Here is a 24,423-nt window from a genome sequence, read left to right on the forward strand (position 1 = left end):
CGAATGTCAGGCTTAAAGCACAGACTGCCAGCCTGACGGAAGAGAGCAATCTGTGAAGGGGATTGCCGTGCTATGCGTGATTTTTTCCTGTGTTTTAAGCCACCTGGCGCAAAGTCGACATCTCCAATTGTAGACCAATCTTCCTGCCAGCGGGATGCAAATCCGCCGCCGATCGGTTAAGCACATCAACCGAAAGTTCCACATCATGCGCCCGGATACGATAGCGGATCACGTTGCCCAGCAGGCTATGGCTGAGGATTTCCGCAGGAATGCCCTGGCCCGGCGCGGTGAACAGCATTGATTCCGGGCGAATGGCCACCTGGCTGTGGAAAGGCTGACCGGTCAGTCGCGTCGCCTGCTCAGCGCTCAGCAGGTTGTAGTTGCCAATAAATCCGGCGGCGAAGAGATCGACCGGTTGGGTATAGAGCGCTTCGGCATCGCCATTCTGCACGATTTTGCCCCGGTTCATCAGCACGATACGATCGGAGAGCGTCAGCGCCTCCTCCTGATCGTGGGTGACGAACAGGGTGGTGAGATTCAGCTCGCGCTGGATGCGCCGGATTTGATCGCGCAGATGGCGGCGAATACGCGCATCCAGCGCCGACAGCGGTTCATCCAGCAGCAGCAGACGCGGACGCGTCACCAGCGAACGTGCCAGTGCCACGCGCTGACACTGCCCGCCTGACAACTGGTGCGGATAACGGCGTGCATAATCATTGAGTTCAACCAGCTCCAGCACCTCCAGCACCCGCTGGCGAATCTGCGCTTCGGGCAGTTTCTGCATCTTCAGGCCAAATGCGACGTTCTTCTCTACCGTCATGTTGGGAAACAGCGCATAGCTCTGGAACACCATACCGATGGCGCGCTTCTGCGGGGCCAGCGGCACGATATCTTTGCCCTCCAGCCTGATTTCACCGCTGTCGACGCCGGTTAATCCCGCCAGACAACGCAGCAGCGTCGATTTACCGCAGCCGCTGGGGCCGAGCAGGGTGACAAATTCCCCTTCAGCGGCGCTGAAATCGATCTGCTCAAAAATGGGCGTGGGTCCATAGGACTTGTTCAGCTCTCTGACCTCAAGGTAACTCATATTCAGCCTCGTTCGGGATTCAGGGCGTTGGCCAGCCAGGTAACCAGCAGCACCACAAAGAAGTAGGAGATCACCAGCGCGCTGGTGAAGTGACCGCTGCCGTTACGCATGTTGAAGAGGTAAACCTGCAGGGTTTCATAGCGGTTGCCGACCAGCAGGTTAGCGAAGACAAATTCGCCAATCAGGAAGGAGAAAGAGAGCAGCACGGCAATCAGCATCCCTTTGCGCAGGTTGGGCAGCACGACCCACAGCGCCGCCTGCCAGGTACTGGCACCCAGCAACTGCGCGGCATCAATCAGCTCTTTGAGGTTGATCGCCTGCATATTGTTCGCCAGCGCCCGGTAGATAAAGGGCAACGCGATAGTGAAATAACAGCCGATTAAGATCCACGGCGTGCCGGTCAGCATCAGCGGTGACGAAGAGTAGAGTTGCAGTAATCCCACTGACGACACCACCGGCGGCACGGCGAAAGGCATCAGGATCAGGACGTTCATCACCGCATCCAGTCGAGGAAAATAGTAAGCGATTACAAACATGGCAGGCAGCACCAGCACCAGCGAGAACAGCAGCGCACCCAGGCAAATCAGCAGCGAATGGCTCAGCGCCGTCAGAAATCGCGGGTCGCTCCAGAGCTGGATGAACCACTTCAGGCTATAGCCCTGTGGCAGAATGGTGTTACTCCAGTCGGACGACAGTGCATAAAGCAGTGTGGCCAGTAAAGGCAGTGCCAGCAGGGTAAAGAGTAACCCGACCATTATCCGGTGATAGAGGTGCTCAGCACGTGACATGGCGGCTCCTTTCATGGCTGTTTCGCATTGAGATAGCTACGGCGCACCAGATACTGCTGCACCAGGGTGATCAGCGCCATAATCGCCACCAGCAGCATCGCCAGCGCACTACCGGTGTTGGGATCCAGCGAGATATCGCCGGAGACCAGCGCGGCAATGCGCACCGGCACCACGTTGAAATTACCCGTGGTCAGGGCATAAATCGTGGCGTAAGCGCCCAGCGCATTTGCCAGCAGGATCACAAAGGTCCCGAGCAGCGCCGGAAACAGAATCGGCAGGCCGATGTGCCACCAGTAGTGCCAGCGGCTGGCACCCAGCAGCGCAGCGGACTCCTGCCACTCTTTCTTCAGCCCGTCGAACGCCGGGTAGAGCAGCAGCACGCCCAGCGGGATCTGGAACCAGGTGTAGACCAGCACCATGCCATTGCGCGAGAAGAGTCTGAAGCTCTCAACCAGACCATAATGGCGCAACAGCAATGTCAGGCAGCCGTTCAGCCCCAGCAGAATCACAAAGGCAAACGCCAGCGGGACACCCGCAAAGTTGCTGGTCATATTGGTAAAAGCGATGAGAAAGCGCTGCAGTCGCCCGCCGCCGAGCTGATGCAGTGAATAGCCGGTGACCAGTGCAATCAGTAAGCCGTAGACGCTTGACCAGAGTGAGATATCCAGCGAAAAACGAAACGCCTGCTGGTAGAAGGGCGAGGTGAGAATGTCCTGATAGTTATCCCAGCCCCACTGGCTGTTCATCTCACTCCAGAAGCTGTTAATGGCGATCCACAACAGCGGTGCCAGCTGAAAGGCGACCCAGAACAGGGTGAACGGTAACAGCAGCAGCAGCGCGACTCCTTTTCCTCTCATCTCTTCGGCTCCGCCAGCAGGCCGCGACAAACCGGCTTGTCATGCGCCACCTCAAGCAGTTCACACAGCGTGCCGCACAGATCGGTCTGTTGCGGTGCCAGGTCAGGCTGCAGCGAGAAAGCCCGGCCAAAGACAAACAGCGGCACCGTGGTCTCTTCCGGCAGAATACCGCCGTGGGAGCGATCGTCATTCATGCCGTGATCGGCGGTCACCATCACCTGATAGCCCTCAGCCAGCCACAAGGGCATCCACTGCGACAGCAGGCCGTCGGCGATGCGTGCCCGGTTGCGGTACTGTGGCGAAGAGAGGCCCGATTTATGACCGGCATCGTCGATATTCATCGGGTGGATTAGCAGAAAATCGGGATCGTGACGCAGCCGCAGGCTCTCTGCATCTTCAAACAGATGCGAGTCGGGATAGCTATCGTCAGAATAAAAATGGCCATACTGAATGGGCAGGTCCGGCGCGTCAGTGTGACGATCGCGCGCCGGAACGAACGGCGTTTGGTTATAAAGCTCACTCACCCAGTGGTAGGCCGCCGCCGCAGTCGTCAGTCCCGCCGCTCGCGCAAAGTGAAAGATGCTACTCTCGCGGCTTAACCGGCTGACGCCATTATGAATAATGCCGCTTCTGACCGGCGGAACACCGGTCAGAATGCACTCATAAAGCGGGCGTGACAGCGAGGGTAACTCACAGGTCATACGGTAATAAAATCCGTTGCCCTGCGAACATTCGGCATGCAGGTAACCCATTGCATGTTGTGCGACCTGATTGCTCAGGCCGTCCAGCACTACCAAAATGGTCTTCATTCCGTTCTCCCTGCCGCGAATTACTGCTGCATGTTGATGATGACGTTTTCCTGCCACAGGCGCGGCAGCATTTTCGACGATTTATCCCAGGCAGCCTGATCCTTAACCGGACGGGCATTTTTATATTCAGATTGCGGCAGCAGGCGAGCCTGGACGTCCGCTGGCAGCGTCAGATGTTCAGCACGGATAGGACGGGCATAGCCTTTCGCCAGATTGATCTGTCCCTGGTCTGAGAAGATATATTCGCGCGTCAGTTTTGCGGCGTTGGGGTGTTTCGCATATTTGTTGATGACGGTGGTGTAGCCGGAGGTCACGGAGCCATCAGACGGGATAACCACTTCGTAGCGGTTTTTGTCGATCTGGTCCCGGTAGTTCAGGGCGTTAAAGTCCCACACCACCGCCATCTGCACTTCGCCTTTTTCGATATTGGCAATCACCGGATCGGTAACGCCAAGACGACCCTGTTTAGCCAGATCGGCAAAGAAAGCCAGCGCCGGTTTCAGGTTCTTCTCATCGCCACCTAAGGCGTAGTTTGCCGCCAGTACGCCGTTGGCCGCCTGAGCTGCCACGCCGACGTCACCGATAGTAACCACATACTTACCTTTTTTCAGATCGGCCCAGCTGTGGGGGATATCTTTAACCTGCTGCTTGTCGATCAGGAAGGCGATGGTGCCGGTATAGGCCAGCGCCCAGTGGCCATCTTTATCTTTAGCCCAGGCCGGAATCTGATCCCAGTGAGTGGGTTTATAGGGCTGGGTCACACCTTTAGCGACAGCGATCGGGCCAAAGGCGGCACCCACGTCACCGATGTCAGCGCTGGCGTTCTCTTTTTCTGCATCGAATTTCGCCAGCTCCTGCGCCGATGACATATCGGTATCGCTGTGCTTAAGGCCATATTTGCTGCTGATGTCGTTCCAGGTATCTTTCCAGTTAGCCCAGCTATCCGGCATCCCGATGCTGTTGACCTGGCCTTCACTGCGTGCCGCTTTTTCCAGGGCGGCAAGGTCGTTATCGGCGGCCTGCGCAACGGGCAGGGTGAGCACTACAGCACTGGCTACTACAGAGGCGATAAACGCTTTCATCTCAGTTGCTCCGGGTGTAAGTTGATGGGCCTGGCTGGTCTAGTCCAGCAAGAACCGAGCCAATGTAGCCCCTGTATATGAACGATTTATGACAGGGCGGCGCTGTGCGGGGGATGGGCGATGAAAGATGTGACCCGTTCGCCTGTCACAGGCGCGTTTACCTGAACAGTAAGAGTGCGGAGTCGCACCAAAATGAGGCTACTGTTGTGGAGTCGATAGCACTCAAAACGGCGGATGCGATCGCCAGCGTCCTGCTGACGCGTATTCAGGCCGGAGAGTTCAGCGCCGGGCGACTGCCGGCGGAGCGTGCCTTAAGCGAAGCGTTCAGCACGACCCGGATTACCCTGCGGGAAGCACTGGGCAAGCTGGAAGCCCAGGGAATGATCTACCGGGAACTGCGTCGCGGCTGGTTTATCGCACCGCCGCGGCTGATCTATAACCCGCTGCATCACAGCCACTTTCATGCCATGGCAATGGAGCAGGGACGGCAGGCGGCCACCGAGGTCATCGCCGCCGAACAGGTCGCGGCGCACGACAGCGTGGCGACGGCGCTGCGGCTGGCATCCGGTTCGGCGGTGTACTGCATCCGCCGTTTGCGGCGCATCGACGGGCGTGCGGTGCTCTATGTTGAACACTACCTCAATCCGCGTTTTTTCCCTGGTCTGCTTGATGAAGATTTGACCCGCTCACTGACCGATCTCTATGACCAGCGCTACGGCATTCGTTACGGCGGCGCGCGCTTCACCATCCTGCCCGGCCCGCTGCCGGAGGTCGCCGCACCCATGCTGAATGTGGCACCGGGCAGCCCCGGTTTGTTGATCACCCGCATCAATCGCAACCAGCAAAAAGAGGTGATTGATTGCGACTGTGAGTACTGGCGTTACGATGCGCTCTGTGTTGATGTGGAGGCCTGAGGAGTTATTGTGATTTGCGTCACACTCGCGCATGATATCGCGCGCTAACAACTCCTTTTTTAAGGCGCAACATGAGTGACAAAAATCCTTTGGCCCGCCACCTTGCAACGGTACTGCAATGGGTGCTGAATCTGGGTCTGCTGAGTCTGGCGATCATCCTGATCGTCTTTTTAGGCAAAGAAACTATCCATCTGGCAAACGTGCTGTTTAACACCAGCGAGCAGTCATCCTCCTATCTGTTGATTGAGGGGATTGTCATTTATTTCCTCTACTTCGAATTTATTGCGTTGATTGTTAAGTACTTTCAGTCGGGATATCACTTTCCGCTGCGCTATTTTGTCTATATCGGTATCACGGCAATTATCCGCCTGATTATCGTCGACCATAAAAATCCCTTCGATACGCTCTGTTACTCTGCGGCGATTCTGATTCTGGTAATCACTCTGTGGCTGGCAAACAGCAACCGCCTGAAACGCGAGTAATCCTCCTGCCGTCTGTCATGACGGCAGGTGTTCGCATCGCGTCTCTGCGCTAAACTAGCGTCCTGAAAATTATTGGGAGTGGTGCTATGTCGCAAGACGCGCTCAGCTTATTACGTGCACTCAACTGGCTTTCTCCGTCGCAGGCAACCCTTGCGCCGCCATTGCTCGACTGGCTGATGGAGGAGGATTCAATGACGCGCCGTTTTGAACAACATTGTCAGCGGGTCACGGTTCAGCCGCTGCGTGAAGGCTTTATCGACGCCAGCGAGTTGGGTGATGAAAAGGGCTTGTTGCCAGACGATCAACGCTTCTGGCTGCGTGAAGTGTTGCTGTTCGGCGACGATAAGCCCTGGCTGGCTGGCCGTACGCTGGTGCCGGAAAGCACCCTCAACGGGCCAGAAGCGATGCTGCAGCAGCTGGGCACCCGGCCGCTGGGCCGCTATCTCTTCTCCTCTTCGACGCTGACCCGCGATTTTATTGAGCCGGGGCAGGTGGAGGGATTGTGGGGACGGCGCTCACGCCTGCGTCTCTCTGGCAAACCGCTGCTGCTGACTGAACTGTTTTTACCGGCATCGCCGCTCTATCGCGATCTGGTCTGAGGATCCTGTGGTGCAAAATAGCTTAAGTATAAATAAATGGCGGGCCTACACGCGCCTGATGCGTATCGATAAGCCGATCGGTACGCTGCTGCTGATGTGGCCAACGCTCTGGGCATTATGGCTGGCTGACATGGCGATTCCGCCGCTGCCGGTGCTGGCGGTGTTTGTTGCCGGGGTCATCGTGATGCGTGCAGCCGGTTGTGTGATCAATGACTACGCCGATCGCAAAGTAGACGGTCATGTCGAACGTACGAAGCATCGGCCACTGGCCAGCGGCGCGGTGAGTGCAAAAGAGGCTAAGCTGCTGTTCGTGATACTGGCTCTGGCGGCTTTTGCGCTGGTGCTGACCATGAACATGATGACGATTATGCTCTCCGTGGTGGGGCTGGCGCTGGCCTGGGTCTATCCCTTTATGAAGCGTTATACCCACCTGCCGCAGGTAGTGCTGGGTGCCGCCTTTGGCTGGGCCATTCCCATGGCATGGTCCGCAGTTAGTGAGTCCTTACCTCTGGTCTGCTGGCTGGTATTCATCGCCAACATCTGCTGGACGGTCGCCTATGACACTCAGTATGCGATGGTGGATCGGGATGATGACCTGAAAATTGGCGTGAAGTCGACCGCGATTCTCTTTGGCCGTTTCGACAAGCTAATCATTGGTCTGCTGCAACTGGCGACGCTGCTGCTGATGGCGCTGGTGGGCATCATGCTACATCTGAACAGCGCCTTCTACTGGACGCTATTACTGGCCGCCGCGCTGTTTGTTTATCAACAGAAGCTGATCGCCGGACGCGAGCGGCAACCCTGTTTCCAGGCTTTTCTCAATAACAACTATGTCGGAATGGTGCTGTTCCTCGGTGTGCTGATGAACACCCCGCCGTTCAGCCAGCTGTTCTGACAGGGGATTCAGGCACAAAAAAGGCGACCTCATGAGGTCGCCTTTTTACTATGCGCGCTGCGGTCAGTCGTGCGCCACAGCGGTTTCAATCGTCATGCGGACATCGCTGGTGACCAGGTCTGCCAGCATATGCCAGGTCGCCAGGGTCTGCGCAACATCGGCATCACCGCTGTCGCTGATATAACCTTCATCGCGCAGGGTCAGGACCAGTGAGGTAAAGACCGCTTTGTCGAAGAATTCCGGGGCATTGATACCGTGCAGCACCGACAGACGCTGTGCCAGCGTCCGGCTCTCTTTCTCCAGCGTGCCGCGGTTAATCGTCGGCTTGGCGCTGAGAATGGAGAACGTAATGGCATAACGCTGCAGCGTTTCACGCACACCGGCGGCCAGCAGTTGTAGCGTGCGATAGCGCGCTGAGGAAAAGCGTAATTCACCGGCTTCGAACGTAATCAGGCCCTGACGCGCCAGCTCCTGACTCAGTTCGGTCAGCAGTTGCGGCAGCTCATCGGTCTGCCAGCGCAGGAACAGCTCACTCTTCAGCATCGGGTAGATCAGACTCACCTGACGCAGCAGTTCTGCTTCGCTCAGCGTTTGATGCTGCTGAACAATGGCGGCAATCAGCGACGGCATCACCAGCATATGATGAATATTGTTGCGATAGTAGGTCATCAGCACCGCCTGCTCACGCGGCAGAATGATGATGTCGCCAATGCTGTCCTTTTCACTCTCAAACTTATTCATACCCATGGCGTGATCCAGCAGCGCTTCCGCTGAAAGATCGGGTACGGTCGCATTTGGCGAGTAAGGTACGTTGCGCAGCAACTGGGTGTAGCACTCCAGTTGTTCAATCAGCTGTTCACGGGTTAGTGAGCGCTGACGTGACGCCAGCAGGGCGGTGACACAGAGGTTCATGGCGTTAGCCGCGCCCGCTTCATTGATACGCACCATCAGGCTGGCAGCAATATCGTTGACGGTTGGGGTTAACCAGCTGGGACGCTGCGGCTCAATCGGATCGATGGCATCGCGCCATTCCGGCACCCGCTTATTGAGATAGTTGACCAGCGGCAGGGGTTCGCCAAAGTTCACGTAACCCTGACCGAGATTGCGCAGCTTGCGTAAGCCGCGCACCATCTGCATGAAGCCCTCTTTCTCTTTCGCCGCGCCGCGCAGTTCTTTAGCGTAAGTGCCCACTTCCATCACGTGCTCATAGCCGATGTAAATCGGCACCAGCGTGATGGGGCGATTTCCGCCGCGCAGCATCGCCTGCAGCGTCATGGCTAAGGTGCCGGTTTTAGGGTCCAGCAGGCGACCGGTTCGTGAACGGCCTCCTTCGACAAAGTACTCAACCGAATAGCCGCGGGTGAATAGCTCGCCGAGATATTCGCGGAATACCGTGGCGTAGAGCTTGTTGCCTTTAAAGGTACGACGAATAAAGAAAGCGCCCAGGCGACGGAAAATCGGGCCGGCTGGCCAGAAGTTGAGATTGATACCGGCTGCGATGTGCGGCGGCACCAGACCCTGATGATAGAGCACATAGGAGAGCAGCAGATAATCCATGTGGCTGCGATGGCACGGCACATAGACAATCTCGTGGCCATCCTGCGCCAGCTGGCGGACTTTTTCGCCGCCATTGACGTTGATGCCCTGATAGAGCCGACTCCAGAGCCAGCCCATCACGCGGTCAGTTACGCGGATGGCTTCATAGGAGAAGTTTGCCGCAATCTCCTCCATCATTTCGACGGCGTTCTGCTGCGCTTTCTCATGGGAGATTTTTTTGCTGCGAGCTTCATCTTCTACTGCTTTTTCAATCGCTTTGGATTGCAGCAGACGATTAAACAGATCCTGACGCGCCGGCAAGCGCGGGCCAATCGCCGCCAGCCGCTGGCGGGCAAAATGAATGCGCGCCACGCGAGCCAGCTTCTGGGCGATCGACTGATCCGTACCGTGTTCAGTTGCCATGCGGCGCAGCGACACAGTCGGCGAGAAGCGGACAAAACTGTCGCGCCCGTGCCAGATCACCGCAAAGAACTTCTGCACCCCGTTCAGCACCCGCAGGTGTGGCGTTGCTTCGCCCTGGACTTCACGTCCTGGTGCGCGGCCAAACATCACCGTGACCGGCAGCATCTGAATATCCAGCTTAGGGTTATTGCGATGCAGGTCCAGGTAATCGTGAAAAATTTTCACGGATTCAACGCTGGGCACAAAATAGGGGAAGACGCGAGGGCCATTGTGGATAAAGACGTGGCGCGGCAGCAGAGAACCATCAATCTCCAGCGGAGTGAGCGGGTCGGGCAGATGATGCCGCAGACACTGTGCGCGTAAAGTCAGTAAGTCGGCCTTCGAATCGTAAGGCAAAACATACATAATAGGTCGGGTCGGATCCAGACCATGTTCAGACACGGGATCGGCCGGAATGGCCTTACTTTTTACCAAAAACGACAGTGGTAAATTAAGCAGTTTGTAATAGAGTTTACGCCAACCTGACATAGACAACATGAAGCCTCTTGTTAGCAAAGCGCCGCAAGCATACCAGAAAGCGCAGCGAAGATCTGTGGTGGTGCCAATTGCACGCAGCCCAGACATTGACGTCAATCCGATGAAAGGGTTCCCACATCATGGCAAATAATGCCACCGGACTTATCAGAATAGTAAAAGCTGCAGGTTACTCATGGCAGGGACTGCGTGCCGCCTGGCAACATGAAGCGGCGTTTCGGCAGGAAGCGCTGGCTGCGCTGGCCGCTATTGTTATCGCGTGCTGGCTGGATGTCGATGTGGTCTCCCGCATCCTCATGATTGGGGCGGTGGTGCTGGTGGTCATTGTTGAAATCCTCAATAGCGCCATTGAAGCAGTGGTCGACCGCATCGGTCAGGAGCATCATCCGCTGGCGGGCCGGGCAAAAGACATGGGCTCGGCGGCAGTGCTGATCAGCATCTTACTGGCACTCTTCGTCTGGATCGCGCTGCTCTGGACACATTTGCGATAAGCCTTCCATAACGCGTCTGAGGGCGCGTTTTCCCTGACAATCGGTTTCCATTTCACCAATACCTGTATATACTCACAGCGACTGTATAAACAACCAGGGGGCGGGATGAAAGCATTAACCAGCAGGCAGCAGCAGGTCTATGACCTGATTCGCGACCATATTTCTTCAACGGGCATGCCGCCTACGCGTGCCGAGATCGCCGCGCAGCTGGGCTTCCGTTCGCCGAACGCGGCAGAAGAGCATCTGAAAGCGCTGGCGCGCAAAGGCGTCATCGAGATCGTTTCCGGTGCATCGCGCGGCATTCGACTGTTAATGGAAGAAGAAGCCTCAGAAGGGCTACCGCTGATTGGCCGGGTTGCTGCCGGTGAGCCGATCATGGCGCAGGAACATATCGAAACCCACTACAAGGTCGATCCGGGCCTGTTTAAGCCGTCTGCTGACTTCCTGCTGCGCGTCAGCGGAATGTCGATGAAAGATATCGGGATTATGGATGGCGACCTGCTCGCGGTGCATAAAACCCAGGATGTGCGTAACGGCCAGGTTGTGGTTGCCCGCATTGATGATGAAGTCACCGTTAAGCGCTGGAAAAAGCAGGGTGCTATCGTGCATCTGCTGCCGGAAAACAGCGATTTTGACCCGATTGTTGTCGATACCCGTGCGCAGTCACTGACCATAGAAGGTCTGGCTGTTGGCGTGGTGCGCAACGGCGAGTGGCTCTGATTCTTCTGCCAGCGTGCATTCGCCTTCTCTGATGCTATTCTGTCTGCCCTAATTTTGTCGCTGCCTCTTTTGCGCAGCGACACTGAGCACGGAACGGCGAATGCGCTTTATTACGGCAACCGATAAAAATCTCTGGCGGCTTGCGCTGCCGATGATCCTTTCAAATATCACCGTTCCCTTACTGGGAGTGGTCGATACTGCAGTAATTGGTCATCTCGACAGCCCTGTCTATCTTGGCGGGGTTGCGGTCGGGACTACAGTGACCAGCTTCCTCTTTATGCTGCTGCTTTTCCTTCGAATGAGTACCACTGGCCTTACGGCGCAGGCATTTGGCGCTGGCGATAAAATGGCGCTGGCACGCGCGCTGACTCAGCCGCTGATCATTGCGCTGCTGGCGGGCGTACTGTTCATCGCTTTGCGTTATCCGATTATTCAGCTGTCGACCCATCTGGTTGGCGGCAATCCCGATGTACTCGAACAGGCGGCACTGTTTATTCAGATTCGCTGGCTCAGTGCGCCTGCCACGCTGGCAAACCTGGTCATTCTGGGCTGGCTGCTGGGCGTGCAGTATGCACGCGCGCCGGTGATCCTGCTGGTGGTGGGCAACCTGGTTAACATCGTGCTCGATCTCTGGCTGGTGATGGGGCTGCACTGGGGTGTCGCGGGGGCGGCAACCGCCACGGCGCTGGCGGAATACATTACGCTGGTTGTCGGCAGCATCATGGTCTGGCGGGTGTTAAAACTGCGCGGAATTACGCTTAGCCTGCTGAAGCAGAGCTGGCGCGGTGACAGCGGCCGGCTGCTGCGACTGAACCGGGACATCATGCTGCGCTCTCTGATGCTGCAGCTCTGTTTCGCCTCGCTGACCGTACTGGGTGCCCGGCTGGGTCCGGATGTGGTGGCGGTTAACGCAGTATTACTGATGTTCATCACTTTTACGGCTTACGCGCTGGATGGCTTTGCCTATGCGGTTGAAGCTTTTGCGGGTGAGGCGCATGGTGCAAAAGATGGCAGCAAGCTCCTGCGCGTCTGGCACTCTGCCTGTCGGCAGGCGGTAGTGGTGGCGCTGTTCTTCTCGCTGATCTATGCCATTTTTGGCCCGCAGATCGTTACCCTGCTGACCTCTCTTCAGTCACTCCAGCAGACAGCGGACCGCTATCTGGTCTGGCAGATGATAATGCCGCTGATCGGCGTCTGGTGTTATCTGCTGGATGGCATGTTCATCGGAGCGACGCGCGGGCGTGAGATGCGTAACAGCATGGTAGTAGCCGCAGCCGGCTATTTTCTGACGCTGCTTAGCGTACCGGTGCTGGGTAACCATGGTCTGTGGCTGGCGGTCACGGTTTTCCTTGCGCTGCGCGGCCTGTCGCTGTGGCTCATCTGGCGTAAGCACTGGCGTCAGAACAGCTGGTTTGATGCCTGAGTCAGCCGTGGCTGCACGCAAGCCGATACGGATTATTCTGTATTATTCCATGGTTAATAAATTGGCTACTACAATTAACTCTATGCAGCGCAGTTAACCAGCGCTTTGTATCGTTATTTTGTTAAGTAGCAAGATAATCATTAAAACCCGAGGATTGGAGGTCTGCCATGAATAAAGACGAAGCAAGCGGCAACTGGAAGCAGTTCAAAGGCAAAATGAAAGAGAAATGGGGCAAGCTGACCGACGATGATATGCAGGTTATCGAAGGTAAACGCGATCAGCTGGTCGGCAAAATCCAGGAGCGTTACGGCTCTACCAAAGATGAAGCCGAGCGCGAAGTAAGCGACTGGGAAGGTCAGAACAAAGATCACCGCTGGTAATCAGACAATAGGTTGATAATCAGCTGAATGCGTTCCGGTGGGCCCTCACCGGAACCGCACAAGGATGTGCCGATTACCCGCGTTTCCCCCGCTTTTTACCCTCATCCTGATGATCATGCTCGCAGCTTTCATGGTGCGTACAGGCTTCAACCGCAGCACAATTTTCACATAAACCATGCGCTTCAATCACGCTATGGCGTAATGCAAACTGCGCTTCACCTGCCAGACCAGCAATAATCTTCTCTACGCCCTGCGCCTGCTTCTCTGTAACGGCGGCACAGCGGTCACAGACCAGCATCACCGATGTATGTGCTGGTGCCTCAAAATGGTGACACATGACGTAGCTGTTGTTGGATTCCACCCGATGAATGAAACCCTGCTCCAGCAGGAAATCGAGCGCCCGGTAAACCGTGGGTGGCTTGGCCTGCGGCTCGCTGACCCGGAGTTGATCCAGCAGATCGTAGGCGCTGATCGAGCCAGGCTGCTCGGCCATCAGGCGCAACACTTCAGCACGCTGCGAAGTCAGACGCACACCGCGCTGCAGGCACATCTTTTCGGCCTGAATCAAAATTTGCTGCGACGTCATGTTTGTCATGAAAATTCTCCGCTGGATAAGTGATGTTATTTTATCACACATAGTTTCGCGGCGCTGAGGTTGGTTTTCGTCTGAAAAAACAGCATCATTTGCCTGATAAAGCAGCATAATCAGAATTTAAGCCGTCTTCTATCTCAAATCTGACGACAAATCAGATCCATTCCGAATCAACCTGAAGCGGAATTTGTTGGCATTTTGCTTTGCATCTCACTGAGTTAAGAAGTAATGTTCAGAAAGACTTAAGAAAAGTCTGGCATTATTTGAAATATCCCAATGCAGTTTGAACAATTACAACGGTTTTTTGATTGGAAAACGTCCAATCCTTTGAATTAAGACACTGTTTCCTTCGAATTCACAGCAATAACGCGTTAGCCAGGGTTCACAATAGGGCTAACAAACTATTCAGTCATTGAATGTTTCAATGGCAATTTCTCAGGTGATGGCAGGCAAATGGTGAAAAAATCCGCTCAACGTTCAGCGCTGATCTACACGGCTGCAACGACCGCGCTTTTCCTTTCTTCTTCCGCCATGGCGGCAGGGACCTGGTATGATGCACGTAATGACGCCATGGGCGGCACCGGCGTAGCATCTTCTCTTTATGGCTCCGCAGTGCTGGCGAACCCGGCATTAATGACACGCGCCAAACCCGACGATAGCGTCAGCATTATTTTTCCCTCAGCGGGCATTCAGGTGACTGACAAAGATAAGCTGATAGATAAAGTGGATGATATTACGGACACCGTGGATCGTTACCGCGACGTTGTTGGCAACCTCACTCTTGCAGATTTTTTCCGTGTTAACTCTGAACTGCGCGCTGCCTCAGGTGATGTTGCTGATAAGCTAAGCGATTTGCGCGGTAACAAAGCAGACGGTTCTGCCGGCGCGGCCGTGGCCGTTACGATCCCCAACGACACTCTGCCTTTCGCCTTTATCACCAAAGCCTACGGTACAGCGCACGTCCGCGCTAACGTGGTACAGAGTGATATTGACTACCTGCGCAGTATAGAAAACGGGGCGTTTCCTCGTCCTGGCGATCAAAATAACCTGCGCTCCAGTGCGAATGGATTAGCGGCCCTGACCACCGATTATGGTGTAGCGGTGGCGCATGAGTTCACCATCGCCGGTCAGCCGGTATCAGTTGGCGTGACGCCGAAAGTGCAGAAAACCTGGCTCTATAACTACACCGCCAGCATCTACAACTACGACAAGAACGACATCAACAATAGTAAGTATCGCAGCACCGACACCGGCTTCAACGTTGATGCCGGTCTGGCGACCACCTTTGCTGAAAACTGGACGCTGGGTGTAACCGGACAGAACCTGGTTTCACGCGATCTGCAGACCAAAGAGGTCAATGGTTTCCGCGACACCTACCAGATTCGCCCGCTGGTCACCACCGGTCTGGCCTGGGATAAAGGTCCGTTTACCGTGACGGGCGATGTGGATCTGACTGAAACCAAACGCTTCAAAACTCAGGATAACAGCCAGTATGCGGCAGTGGGCGCGGAATACCGCGTACTTGACTGGCTGCAGCTGCGTGCAGGTTATCGTGCGGACATGCGTTCTAACGACGAAAATGTCGCTACGGCCGGTTTTGGTCTGTCACCGTTTAACAAAGCCGTACATCTGGATCTGGCGGGCTCTGTGGGTGCTAACAACACCTGGGGCGCGATGATGCAGCTGGGCTTTAACTTCTAAGCGCGTTATTCAGACTGTTCGGGGGCGGGCGATGCACTATCGCCCGCCCTTGTGTTATCCTTGCACAGAATTCCATCACCCCTTAATTACCGGATTGTCTGCGCTTCATGCCTAATTTCTCTTCGCAACGTTTCTCTATCGCCCCTATGCTCGACTGGACCGATCGTCACTGTCGCTATTTTCATCGCCAGCTGACCGGTGACACGCTGCTCTACACCGAAATGGTGACCACGGGCGCAATCATTCATGGCAAAGGGGATTACCTGGCTTACAGTGAGGCTGAGCATCCGGTCGCGTTGCAGCTTGGTGGTAGCGATCCGGCGGCACTGGCGCAGTGCGCGAAGCTGGCAGAGCAGCGCGGTTACGATGAAGTGAATCTTAATGTCGGCTGTCCCTCTGATCGGGTGCAGAATGGCCGTTTCGGCGCCTGCCTGATGGCCGAGGCGAATCTGGTCGCAGATGCCGTTAAAGCGATGCGCGACGTGGTTTCAATTCCGGTCACGGTGAAAACCCGCATTGGTATCGATGAGCTGGACAGCTATGAATTCCTGACCGATTTTATCGGCACGGTGGCGGGACGCGGTGAGTGTGAGACATTTATCATTCATGCGCGTAAAGCCTGGCTCTCCGGCCTCAGCCCGAAAGAGAACCGCGAGATTCCACCGCTGGATTATCCCCGCGTCTATCAGCTGAAACGCGATTTTCCGCAACTGACCATTGCCCTCAATGGCGGCGTGAAAACTCTGGAAGAGGCACAGATCCATCTGCAACACCTTGACGGCGTGATGATGGGACGTGAAGCCTACCAAAACCCCGGCATTCTGGCGCAGGTCGATCAGACATTGTTTGGTCGCCAGCATCCGGCGGCTAACCCGGTTGAAGTGGTGCGCGCCATGTATCCCTATATTGAAGCGGAACTGGCGAAGGGGACGTATCTGGGACATGTCACGCGCCATATGCTGGGTCTGTTCCAGGGGATCCCGGGCGCCCGCCAGTGGCGACGCCATCTGAGTGAAAATGCCCACAAACCCGGTGCCGATGTCCGTGTGCTGGAGGCGGCGCTTGCGCTGGTCGCCGATAAAATCCCGCAGGAAGCCTGACGCCTCATCTGAACCCGAAAAAACCAGCTCTGTTTGCTGGTTTTTTTACGCCACTATGTGGTTTTTCTCACCAGGTTGCGCTCTTCTGTTTATCTCTTATCAGAATAAAATCAATGAGTTAACTGTTGGCACGTTTTTTGTAATAGCTATAACAATCAATCTCAAAAAGGAGCGCTGACGTGGAAATTTTATTCGTATTGGGGTTTTTCCTGATGCTGTTGCTGACCGGCGTTTCGCTGTTAGGCGTGCTGGCGGCACTGGTGGTCGCAACCATCGTGATGTTTGTCGGTGGACTGTTTGCAATTGTTATTAAAGTGTTGCCGTGGCTGGTGCTGGCGGTAATTGCGGTCTGGCTGCATCGTGCCTTTTTTGGCGACAGCGATGAGCGAGCACGTCGCAAGCTGCGGCGTAAGATCAACAGGTTAGACCGCAAAGGCTGGCGCTAAATGCGGTGAAGATCACAGTGTGAGAGATTGGTCGGGGCTGATCTGCAATTAAACATATTTTTTACTTATGTTTTCTGGCAGGATGCCTGTCGTCAAATCGATGTGCCATCGACTCGACACGAATTCATCGCCGCTGTCCCTACACCAGCGCGAACAAAAAATAAAAAAAGAGAAGGGCTTCCCGCGGGAGGCCCTTTTTGTTGCTCACTACTATGGAATTAAGAGACAGGATCCCTGCGTGGCGCGGCTCTCCAGCATCTGGTGCGCTTTGCTGGCCTCTTTCAGCGCAAACTTCTGCTGCTCCGGTACATCAACTTTAATTGCGCCACTCGCCAGCAGCGAGAAAAGCTCGGCACTGGCGGTTTCCAGCTCCTGGCGGTTGGTGATATAGCCAAACAGTGAAGGGCGGGTCACAAACAGCGAGCCTTTCTTATTCAGAATGCCGAGATCAATCCCGGTCACCGGACCCGAAGCATTGCCAAAACTGACCATCAGCCCATGACGGCGCAATGAGTCCAGCGATGCTTCCCAGGTATCTTTGCCCACGGAGTCATAAACTACGCCCACTTTTTTCCCGTCGGTCAGTTCGCTGACGCGTTGCGCAATATTCTCTTCGCGGTAGTTAATCGTCGCCCAGGCGCCGGCCTTTTTCGCCATCGCTGCCTTTTCTGCTGACCCGACTGTGCCAATCAAATGGGCACCCAGCGCTTTTGCCCACTGACAGGCAATTAACCCGACGCCGCCCGCTGCGGCATGAAACAGGAAGGTCTCACCGGCGCTGATTTTATAGGTCTGGCGCAGCAGATATTGTGTGGTCAGCCCTTTCAGGTAGCTGGCTGCGCCCTGCTCAAAGCTGATCGCCTCCGGGAGATGCATCAGGCGATCTTCCGCCACGTTGTGCACTTCGCTATAGGCTCCCATCGACGCCAGACAGTAGACCACGCGATCGCCGGGCTTAAATAATGTCACGCCACGTCCAACCCGCGACACCACGCCTGCGGCTTCTGTACCCAGGCCAGAGGGAAAAGCGGCGACCGGATAAAGCCCGCTGCGAACATAGGTATCGATGTAATTAATCCCGATAGCGCGATGTTCTACCTGCACTTCATGTTCGGCCGGGTCAGCAGGTTCAAAATCTGTCCACTCTAAAACGTCCGGGCCGCCATGTGCGCTGAACTGAATACGCTTTGCCATTCTGACTCCTGTGATTGTTTCATCATGAGGGTGAGGCACGCACCCCAACTAAGGTATACTTGCGCGTCCCCACAGAAGATCGGTAATGCATTCACTATGGCAGGAAATAAACCCACCAACAAATCGAACGAAACGCAGGATCGCCAGCTCGCAGGCGTGAAAATGCCCCCGCATTCGCTGGAAGCGGAGCAGTCGGTGCTCGGTGGGTTAATGCTGGATAACGAGCGCTGGGACAATGTCTCTGAGCGCGTCGTCGCGAATGATTTTTTCAACCGCTCGCATCGGCTGATTTTTTCAGAGATGCAGCGGCTGCTGGAAAACAGCAAACCTATTGACCTGATTACGCTCTCCGAATCGCTGGAAACCCGTGGCGAGCTGGAGATGGCGGGCGGCTTCGCCTATCTGGCGGAACTGGCGAAAAACACCCCGAGCGCGGCGAACATCGGCGCCTATGCTGACATCGTGCGCGAACGTGCGGTGGTGCGTGAGATGATCGCCGTCGCTAACCAGATTGCCGATGCCGGTTATGATCCGCAGGGGCGTAACAGCGAAGAGCTGCTCGACTTCGCGGAGTCGAACGTCTTTAAAATTGCGGAAGCCCGCGCGGATAAGGATGCTGGCCCGAAAAACATCGAGCAGATTCTGGAATCGACCGTTTCCCGTATCGAATCGCTCTATCAGACACCGCACGATGGTGTCACCGGCGTCGATACCGGCTATCAGGATCTGAATAAAAAGACCGCGGGCCTGCAGGGTTCTGATCTGATTATTGTCGCAGCACGTCCTTCGATGGGTAAAACCACCTTTGCGATGAACCTGTGCGAAAACGCCGCCATGCTGCAGGAAAAACCGGTGCTGATCTTCAGTCTGGAGATGCCCAGCGAGCAGATCATGATGCGTATGCTGGCGTCACTCTCCCGCGTCGATCAGACCCGCATTCGTACCGGGCAGCTGGATGATGAGGACTGGGCGCGTATTTCCGGCACCATGGGCATCCTGCTGGAGAAGAAGAACATGTACATTGATGACTCTTCCGGCCTGACGCCCACCGAAGTGCGTTCGCGCGCCCGACGCATCTACCGTGAAAACGGTGGATTAAGCATGATCATGATCGACTATCTGCAGCTGATGCGCGTGCCGTCACTGTCGGACAACCGTACGCTGGAAATTGCTGAGATCTCCCGCTCGCTGAAAGCGCTGGCCAAAGAGCTGAACGTGCCGGTTGTAGCGCTGTCGCAGCTTAACCGCTCGCTGGAGCAGCGAGCCGATAAACGTCCGGTCAACTCGGATCTGCGTGAATCGGGCTCGATCGAGCAGGATGCGGATTTGATCATGTTTATCTATCGCGATGAGGTTTACCACGAAAACAGCGATCTTAAAGGGATCGCGGAGATCATTCTGGGTAAACAGCGTAACGGCCCGATCGGTACAGTACGCCTGACCTTTAACGGTCAGTGGTCACGCTTCGACAACTACGCTGGCCCGCAATACGACGACGAATAATCCCCGGTTTGTGCTGTCATGCACGATCTGTGCATGACAGCCCCCATCATCACAAAATAGTGTTGGACAACCTCTCGGGTTATCGGGTTATCTGTAACAAAGCGACGCCTGGCACCGATGTGGAAACGGAATGACTCACGTAGACGATTACGACCTTAAAATCCTGACTTTATTACAATCCAACGGCCGTCTGACCAATCAGGAACTCAGCGATCTGGTCGGCCTTTCCGCCTCACAATGTTCCCGCCGTCGTATCAATCTGGAACAGGCTAATCTGATCCTGGGTTATCATGCCCGGCTGTCGCCCGACGCCATCGGGCTTGGTATGGTGGGATTGATTGAGGTGCGTTTAATTAACCACACCGCAGAATATGTTGAGAGCTTTCACCGGATGGTGGAGCAGGAACAGGCGATCGTGGATGCCTATAAAACCACCGGCGATGCGGACTATCTGCTTAAAGTGGCGGTGGCCGATCTCAATTCCCTTAGTGCGTTAATCAGCCAGTTAGTCGCGGGCCACCAGAGCGTTTCCCATGTGAAAACCTCGGTAGTGCTGGGACGCATGAAAGAGAACGGGCTGATGATGCTGCCTGAGCAGAAGACGCGCTAAAAAGGTGCGCGCTGTACGCTTTTGGTGCACACTTGCGGCAATTAATGCGAAGAGCGTGCATCGAAACGGACTTTAACGCATAGGTTGACGGTATCATCCGGCATTTATGCACAAAGTTCTGTTTTAAAGCGCCTTAGATATCAATGGGATATCGCTGGCACCCGGTTTACAGCAGTTCAGTGCTGTGGCGATGGTGCGTTTTTTGCATCGAAACCGCATCCTTTGCACTGAGAAAACCCCATGGATAACATCGCAGAACCCTCCCGCGTCCCGCATTCGCGCATTGAAGATGCGCTGGCGATGGTGCTTGGCACCCTGATGGTCTCGTTCGGCGTCATTATGCTGAAACAGGCGGGGGCGCTGACCGGCAGCACCGCAGGCATCGCCTTTCTGATCAGCTACCTGTCGCCGCTTTCGTTCGGCAGCGCGTTCTTCCTGATCAACATCCCTTTTTACTGGCTGGCGGTAAAACGCATGGGCTGGGAATTTACGCTGAAAACCTTCTGCGCCGTCGGTCTGGTGTCGCTGTTCACCCAGCTGCACCCGCTGTTCGTCCACTTTTCTGACCTTAACCCCTTCTATGCGACACTGTTCGGTAACGTCATCATGGGAATCGGGTTTATAGTGTTATTTCGTCATAAGGCGAGCCTGGGCGGCATCAATATTCTGGCGCTGTGGCTACAGGATCGCTTTGGGATCCGCGCGGGGAAACTGCAAATGGCCGTCGATACCTGCGTCGTGCTGGCGTCACTGTTTGTGGTGAGTGGCCCCATCCTGCTCGCGTCGATTGCGGGTGCGGTGATCCTGAATCTGATTATTGCAATGAACCACCGTCCGGGACGCTATCGGGTTTAATCCGCCTCTTCCCTCTGGACCAATCATGGAGACCTACACCGTGTTTCAAAACGTTGATGCCTATGCTGGCGATCCGATTCTGTCGTTGATGGAAGCCTTCAAACAAGACCCACGCGAACACAAAGTTAACCTGAGTATCGGCCTCTATTACGACGAAAAGGGCATCATCCCGCAGCTGAAGGCTGTAGCCGCTGCCGAAGAGCAGATCTATGCTGAGCCGCATCAGGCATCGCTCTATCTGCCAATGGAAGGACTGAACAGCTACCGTAGTGCGATTGCACCGCTGCTGTTTGGTGCCGATCATCCGGTGTTAAACGCGGGCCGTATCGCCTCTATTCAGACGCTGGGCGGTTCTGGCGCGCTGAAAGTGGGCGCGGATTTCCTTAAGCGCTACTTCCCGCAGTCTGCGGTCTGGGTCAGCGATCCGACCTGGGAGAACCACGTCGCGATTTTTAATGGTGCAGGTTTTGAGGTAAATACCTATCCCTGGTATGACGCAGAGACCCACGGCGTGCGGTTTGATGCCTTTATCAGCACCCTGAAGACCCTGCCAGCGCAGAGCGTCGTGCTGCTGCATCCCTGCTGTCATAACCCGACCGGTGCTGACCTGACCGATGCGCAGTGGGATCAGACCGTTGAGGTGCTGAAAGCACAGCAGCTGATTCCTTTCCTGGATATCGCCTATCAGGGCTTTGGTGCCGGCATACAGCAGGATGCCTATGCGTTGCGTGCAGTCGCGGCGGCGGGCCTGCCAGCCCTGGTGAGCAACTCCTTCTCCAAAATTTTCTCGCTCTATGGCGAGCGCGTAGGCGGTCTCTCTATCGTCTGTGACAGCGCCGAAGAGTCAGCGCGTGTGCTGGGCCAGTTAAAAGCCACGGTTCGCCGCAACTACTCCAGCCCGCCGAATTTCGGTGCACAGGTTGTCGCGCGCGTACTCAACGATGACGAGTTGAAAGCCAGCTGGCTGGCTGAAGTGGAAGCGATGCGCTTACGCATTCTGGACATGCGTCAGTCGCTGGTGGACGTGCTGAGCACTGCACTGCCAGGTAAAAACTTCGACTACCTGCTGAAGCAGCGTGGCATGTTCAGCTACACCGGCCTGAGTGCGCAGCAGGTCGATCGTCTGCGCAACGAATTTGGCATCTATCTGGTGGGCAGCGGCCGCATGTGTGTGGCCGGTCTGAACAGCAAAAATGTGCATCAGGTGGCTGAAGCGTTTGCCGCCGTGATGTAACGGCCGCCAGGCTGTAAAAAAAACCGTCAGGGTGCTCTCTGGCGGTTTTTTTATGGGTCAGGGTTTACCTTTCGGCGACATGCTGCACACTTAAACGGGGTAACCGTTTCAGGAATAAGCTATGTGGCATCAACAAACTATTACGCTGAGCGCGAAGCCGCGCGGGTTTCATCTGGTCACCGATGAGATCGTGAACTCGCTCTCCGGACTGCGTGATATCAAAACCGGTCTGCTGCATCTGCTGTTGCAGCACACCTCGGCGTCGTTAACCTTAAATGAGAATTGCGACCCGACAGTGCGCAGCGACATGGAGCAGCATTTCATGCGGCACGTGCCGGAGAATGCGCCTTATCAGCACGACTACGAAGGGCGTGATGATATGCCGGCGCACATCAAATCGTCGACCTTAGGGGTTTCGTTGTTATTACCGGTTCAGCGGGGACGTCTGGTGCTGGGCACCTGGCAGGGTATCTGGCTGGGCGAGCATCGCATTGAGGGCGGTGCCAGGCGGATTGTCGCCACTTTACAAGGGGAATCGTAATGAATAACTCAGACTTACTGACCTATTGCATGAGCAAGCCGGGCGCGGAGCAGAGCGTCCACAGTGACTGGAAAGCCACGCAGATTAAAAGCAACGGCGTGCTGTTTGCGATGGTACATGAGGCGAAAGGGCGGCCAGCGGTCTCGCTGAAATCGACGCCTGCGCTGGCCGAATTACTGCGCGAAGAGCATAGCGATATTATTCCCAGCGAGCATCTGAACAAGTCACACTGGAGCACGCTGTTCCTGGACGGTTCGCTGAAAGATTCGCAGATCTACTATCTGGTCGATGCCTCATTCCAGCAGGTTGCAACGGCCCGCTAAACGGCAATAAAAAACCCTCTTACCTGAGCAAGAGGGTTTCAGAGGCAACGTGTTACGCGGCAGGCTGTTCGCGCAGGGTATTGATGTCGATAACGAAGCGGTATTTCACATCGCTTTTCAGCATGCGCTCATAGGCTTCATTGATCTGGTCCATCGCGATCAGTTCAATGTCTGACGTAATGCCGTGCTCACCACAGAAATCGAGCATCTCCTGGGTCTCTGCGATACCGCCGATCAGTGAACCGGCGATACTGCGACGCTTGAAGATCAGGTTAAATACCTGTGGTGCCGGGTGATCGTGCTCCGGTGCACCCACCAGCGTCATGTTGCCATCCAGCTTCAGCAGGGTGATGAAGGGGTTGAGATCGTGCTGAGCCGCCACGGTATTCAGAATGAAGTCGAAGCTGTTGGCGTGCTGCGCCATCTGCTCCGCATCTTTAGAGATCACGACTTCATCGGCACCCAGACGTTTGCCATCTTCAATTTTGGAAGGCGAGGTGGTGAACAGCACCACATGTGCGCCCATGGCATGGGCAATTTTCACGCCCATATGGCCCAGGCCGCCTAAGCCTACGATACCCACTTTCTTGCCCGGGCCGACATTCCAGTGGCGCAGCGGCGAGTAAGTGGTGATACCGGCACACAGCAGCGGTGCCACGCCCGCCAGCTCCAGGTTCTCGGGAATGCGCAGCACAAAGCTCTCATCAACCACCATCGACGTTGAGTAACCGCCGTAGGTAATGGCGCCGGTTTCACGATCTTCACCGTTATAGGTGCCAACAAAGCCGTTTTCACAATACTGCTCCAGACCCTGCTGACAGCTCGGACAGCTGCGGCACGAATCGACCATGCAGCCTACGCCGACCAGATCGCCGACTTTGTATTTCTGCGTCTGCGGGCCAACGGCCGTGACGCGACCGACAATTTCATGACCCGGAACCACGGGAAAAATGGTGTTTTTCCACTCATTACGGGCCTGATGCAGGTCTGAGTGGCAAACGCCACAGAACAGCACTTCAAGCTGAACGTCATGGGCGCGCAGCTCACGCGGCTTAAAATCGAACGGTGCCAGTTTGGATTTTGCATCCTGAGCAGCATACGCATGCGTAATATTCATGGTGTCTCCAGTTTCGATGTGTCGTGAGTGTTATTCGATGAAGTGCAGCAGCGTTGATGTGCTGCGAAAACAGGGCGACGCCAGGGGCGTGCCAAAGAGGAACCGCTTAAGGATAGTCAGCGTGGGGAAAAGCGTATATGCCTATACATGTCTGAATCTTGCCTGATTCTGCAATTTTCTGGCTGAA

General features: G+C 55.5%; 26 protein-coding genes. 17 read left to right on the top strand and 9 right to left on the bottom strand.

The window, feature by feature from the left end:
* Positions 1-94 precede the first annotated feature (94 nt).
* From HFD94_RS10430 to HFD94_RS10450, 5 genes are read right to left on the bottom strand one after another with little or no spacing between them, the layout of a single operon-like run.
* Complete coding sequence (locus HFD94_RS10430) at positions 95-1,087, bottom strand: ABC transporter ATP-binding protein (RefSeq protein WP_010252646.1); 993 nt, start codon at positions 1,085-1,087, stop codon at positions 95-97.
* 2 nt (positions 1,088-1,089) lie between these two features.
* Positions 1,090-1,875 carry an ABC transporter permease gene (locus tag HFD94_RS10435; protein ID WP_010672205.1) on the bottom strand — a complete coding sequence of 262 codons (786 nt, stop codon included), beginning with the start codon at positions 1,873-1,875 and terminating at the stop codon, positions 1,090-1,092.
* A gap of 11 nt (positions 1,876-1,886) precedes the next feature.
* Entirely contained in the window at positions 1,887-2,732 is an 846-nt protein-coding gene (locus tag HFD94_RS10440) for an ABC transporter permease subunit (protein ID WP_010252254.1), read from the bottom strand.
* A complete protein-coding gene (locus tag HFD94_RS10445; RefSeq protein WP_122889183.1) occupies positions 2,729-3,541 on the bottom strand; it encodes an alkaline phosphatase family protein in 813 nt (270 codons plus the stop codon). The genes HFD94_RS10440 and HFD94_RS10445 overlap by 4 nt, the downstream gene beginning before the upstream one ends.
* Before the next feature lie 20 nt (positions 3,542-3,561).
* The gene (locus tag HFD94_RS10450) at positions 3,562-4,623 is read right to left on the bottom strand and encodes an ABC transporter substrate-binding protein (RefSeq protein WP_122889184.1); all 1,062 of its coding nucleotides are present in this window, start codon (positions 4,621-4,623) and stop codon (positions 3,562-3,564) included.
* A 206-nt stretch (positions 4,624-4,829) separates the two neighbouring features.
* Here HFD94_RS10450 and HFD94_RS10455 point away from each other — a divergent pair, with 206 nt between their 5' ends.
* The 4 genes from HFD94_RS10455 to ubiA all read left to right on the top strand — a co-directional run bounded on the left by HFD94_RS10455 (position 4,830) and on the right by ubiA (position 7,513).
* Positions 4,830-5,537 carry a UTRA domain-containing protein gene (locus HFD94_RS10455; protein WP_010672207.1) on the top strand — a complete coding sequence of 236 codons (708 nt, stop codon included), beginning with the start codon at positions 4,830-4,832 and terminating at the stop codon, positions 5,535-5,537.
* A gap of 71 nt (positions 5,538-5,608) precedes the next feature.
* Positions 5,609-6,019, top strand: a complete 411-nt coding sequence (psiE, locus tag HFD94_RS10460) for a phosphate-starvation-inducible protein PsiE (RefSeq protein WP_010252246.1) — start codon at positions 5,609-5,611, stop codon at positions 6,017-6,019.
* An 86-nt stretch (positions 6,020-6,105) separates the two neighbouring features.
* Positions 6,106-6,618, top strand: a complete 513-nt coding sequence (gene ubiC, locus HFD94_RS10465; RefSeq protein WP_010672208.1) for a chorismate lyase — start codon at positions 6,106-6,108, stop codon at positions 6,616-6,618.
* A gap of 10 nt (positions 6,619-6,628) precedes the next feature.
* A complete protein-coding gene (gene ubiA, locus HFD94_RS10470; protein WP_122889185.1) occupies positions 6,629-7,513 on the top strand; it encodes a 4-hydroxybenzoate octaprenyltransferase in 885 nt (294 codons plus the stop codon).
* Positions 7,514-7,576: 63 nt separating this feature from the next.
* Here ubiA and plsB read toward each other — a convergent pair whose 3' ends face one another.
* Positions 7,577-10,000, bottom strand: a complete 2,424-nt coding sequence (gene plsB, locus HFD94_RS10475; RefSeq protein WP_010672210.1) for a glycerol-3-phosphate 1-O-acyltransferase PlsB — start codon at positions 9,998-10,000, stop codon at positions 7,577-7,579.
* Positions 10,001-10,128: 128 nt separating this feature from the next.
* Here plsB and HFD94_RS10480 point away from each other — a divergent pair, with 128 nt between their 5' ends.
* The 4 genes from HFD94_RS10480 to HFD94_RS10495 all read left to right on the top strand — a co-directional run bounded on the left by HFD94_RS10480 (position 10,129) and on the right by HFD94_RS10495 (position 13,020).
* Complete coding sequence (locus HFD94_RS10480) at positions 10,129-10,497, top strand: diacylglycerol kinase (RefSeq protein WP_010252234.1); 369 nt, start codon at positions 10,129-10,131, stop codon at positions 10,495-10,497.
* 105 nt (positions 10,498-10,602) lie between these two features.
* Entirely contained in the window at positions 10,603-11,217 is a 615-nt protein-coding gene (lexA, locus tag HFD94_RS10485) for a transcriptional repressor LexA (RefSeq protein WP_010252231.1), read from the top strand.
* Between the two features lie 100 nt (positions 11,218-11,317).
* Positions 11,318-12,640, top strand: a complete 1,323-nt coding sequence (dinF, locus tag HFD94_RS10490; RefSeq protein WP_010672211.1) for an MATE family efflux transporter DinF — start codon at positions 11,318-11,320, stop codon at positions 12,638-12,640.
* 167 nt (positions 12,641-12,807) lie between these two features.
* Complete coding sequence (locus HFD94_RS10495; RefSeq protein WP_033770834.1) at positions 12,808-13,020, top strand: CsbD family protein; 213 nt, start codon at positions 12,808-12,810, stop codon at positions 13,018-13,020.
* A 73-nt stretch (positions 13,021-13,093) separates the two neighbouring features.
* Here HFD94_RS10495 and zur read toward each other — a convergent pair whose 3' ends face one another.
* Entirely contained in the window at positions 13,094-13,615 is a 522-nt protein-coding gene (zur, locus tag HFD94_RS10500) for a zinc uptake transcriptional repressor Zur (RefSeq protein WP_010252202.1), read from the bottom strand.
* A gap of 450 nt (positions 13,616-14,065) precedes the next feature.
* Here zur and HFD94_RS10505 point away from each other — a divergent pair, with 450 nt between their 5' ends.
* The 3 genes from HFD94_RS10505 to pspG all read left to right on the top strand — a co-directional run bounded on the left by HFD94_RS10505 (position 14,066) and on the right by pspG (position 16,859).
* Positions 14,066-15,313, top strand: a complete 1,248-nt coding sequence (locus tag HFD94_RS10505) for a conjugal transfer protein TraF (RefSeq protein ID WP_050679829.1) — start codon at positions 14,066-14,068, stop codon at positions 15,311-15,313.
* A 107-nt stretch (positions 15,314-15,420) separates the two neighbouring features.
* Positions 15,421-16,413 carry a tRNA dihydrouridine(20/20a) synthase DusA gene (dusA, locus tag HFD94_RS10510; protein ID WP_010672214.1) on the top strand — a complete coding sequence of 331 codons (993 nt, stop codon included), beginning with the start codon at positions 15,421-15,423 and terminating at the stop codon, positions 16,411-16,413.
* A gap of 179 nt (positions 16,414-16,592) precedes the next feature.
* The gene (gene pspG / locus HFD94_RS10515) at positions 16,593-16,859 is read left to right on the top strand and encodes an envelope stress response protein PspG (protein ID WP_010252199.1); all 267 of its coding nucleotides are present in this window, start codon (positions 16,593-16,595) and stop codon (positions 16,857-16,859) included.
* A gap of 210 nt (positions 16,860-17,069) precedes the next feature.
* On the opposite strand, the gene HFD94_RS10520 is transcribed toward pspG, so the two are convergent.
* The gene (locus tag HFD94_RS10520) at positions 17,070-18,053 is read right to left on the bottom strand and encodes a quinone oxidoreductase (RefSeq protein WP_010252198.1); all 984 of its coding nucleotides are present in this window, start codon (positions 18,051-18,053) and stop codon (positions 17,070-17,072) included.
* A 96-nt stretch (positions 18,054-18,149) separates the two neighbouring features.
* Here HFD94_RS10520 and dnaB point away from each other — a divergent pair, with 96 nt between their 5' ends.
* From dnaB to HFD94_RS10550, 6 genes are all read left to right on the top strand, one after another.
* Entirely contained in the window at positions 18,150-19,556 is a 1,407-nt protein-coding gene (dnaB, locus tag HFD94_RS10525) for a replicative DNA helicase (protein WP_010252197.1), read from the top strand.
* 130 nt (positions 19,557-19,686) lie between these two features.
* Positions 19,687-20,166, top strand: a complete 480-nt coding sequence (locus tag HFD94_RS10530) for an Lrp/AsnC family transcriptional regulator (RefSeq protein ID WP_010252196.1) — start codon at positions 19,687-19,689, stop codon at positions 20,164-20,166.
* A gap of 240 nt (positions 20,167-20,406) precedes the next feature.
* A complete protein-coding gene (locus HFD94_RS10535; protein ID WP_003855751.1) occupies positions 20,407-21,021 on the top strand; it encodes a YitT family protein in 615 nt (204 codons plus the stop codon).
* A 40-nt stretch (positions 21,022-21,061) separates the two neighbouring features.
* On the top strand, positions 21,062-22,255 hold the full coding sequence (locus HFD94_RS10540) for an amino acid aminotransferase (protein WP_031292798.1): 1,194 nt from the start codon (positions 21,062-21,064) through the stop codon (positions 22,253-22,255).
* 121 nt (positions 22,256-22,376) lie between these two features.
* Entirely contained in the window at positions 22,377-22,796 is a 420-nt protein-coding gene (locus HFD94_RS10545; protein WP_031591785.1) for a secondary thiamine-phosphate synthase enzyme YjbQ, read from the top strand.
* Positions 22,796-23,119, top strand: a complete 324-nt coding sequence (locus HFD94_RS10550) for an MmcQ/YjbR family DNA-binding protein (RefSeq protein ID WP_010252186.1) — start codon at positions 22,796-22,798, stop codon at positions 23,117-23,119. The genes HFD94_RS10545 and HFD94_RS10550 overlap by 1 nt, the downstream gene beginning before the upstream one ends.
* A 52-nt stretch (positions 23,120-23,171) precedes the next feature.
* On the opposite strand, the gene HFD94_RS10555 is transcribed toward HFD94_RS10550, so the two are convergent.
* Positions 23,172-24,236, bottom strand: a complete 1,065-nt coding sequence (locus HFD94_RS10555; RefSeq protein ID WP_010252184.1) for an NAD(P)-dependent alcohol dehydrogenase — start codon at positions 24,234-24,236, stop codon at positions 23,172-23,174.
* Positions 24,237-24,423: the final 187 nt, after the last annotated feature.

Source organism: Pantoea sp. EKM20T (assembly GCF_011800485.1).
Taxonomy (GTDB): Bacteria; Pseudomonadota; Gammaproteobacteria; order Enterobacterales; family Enterobacteriaceae; genus Pantoea; species Pantoea agglomerans.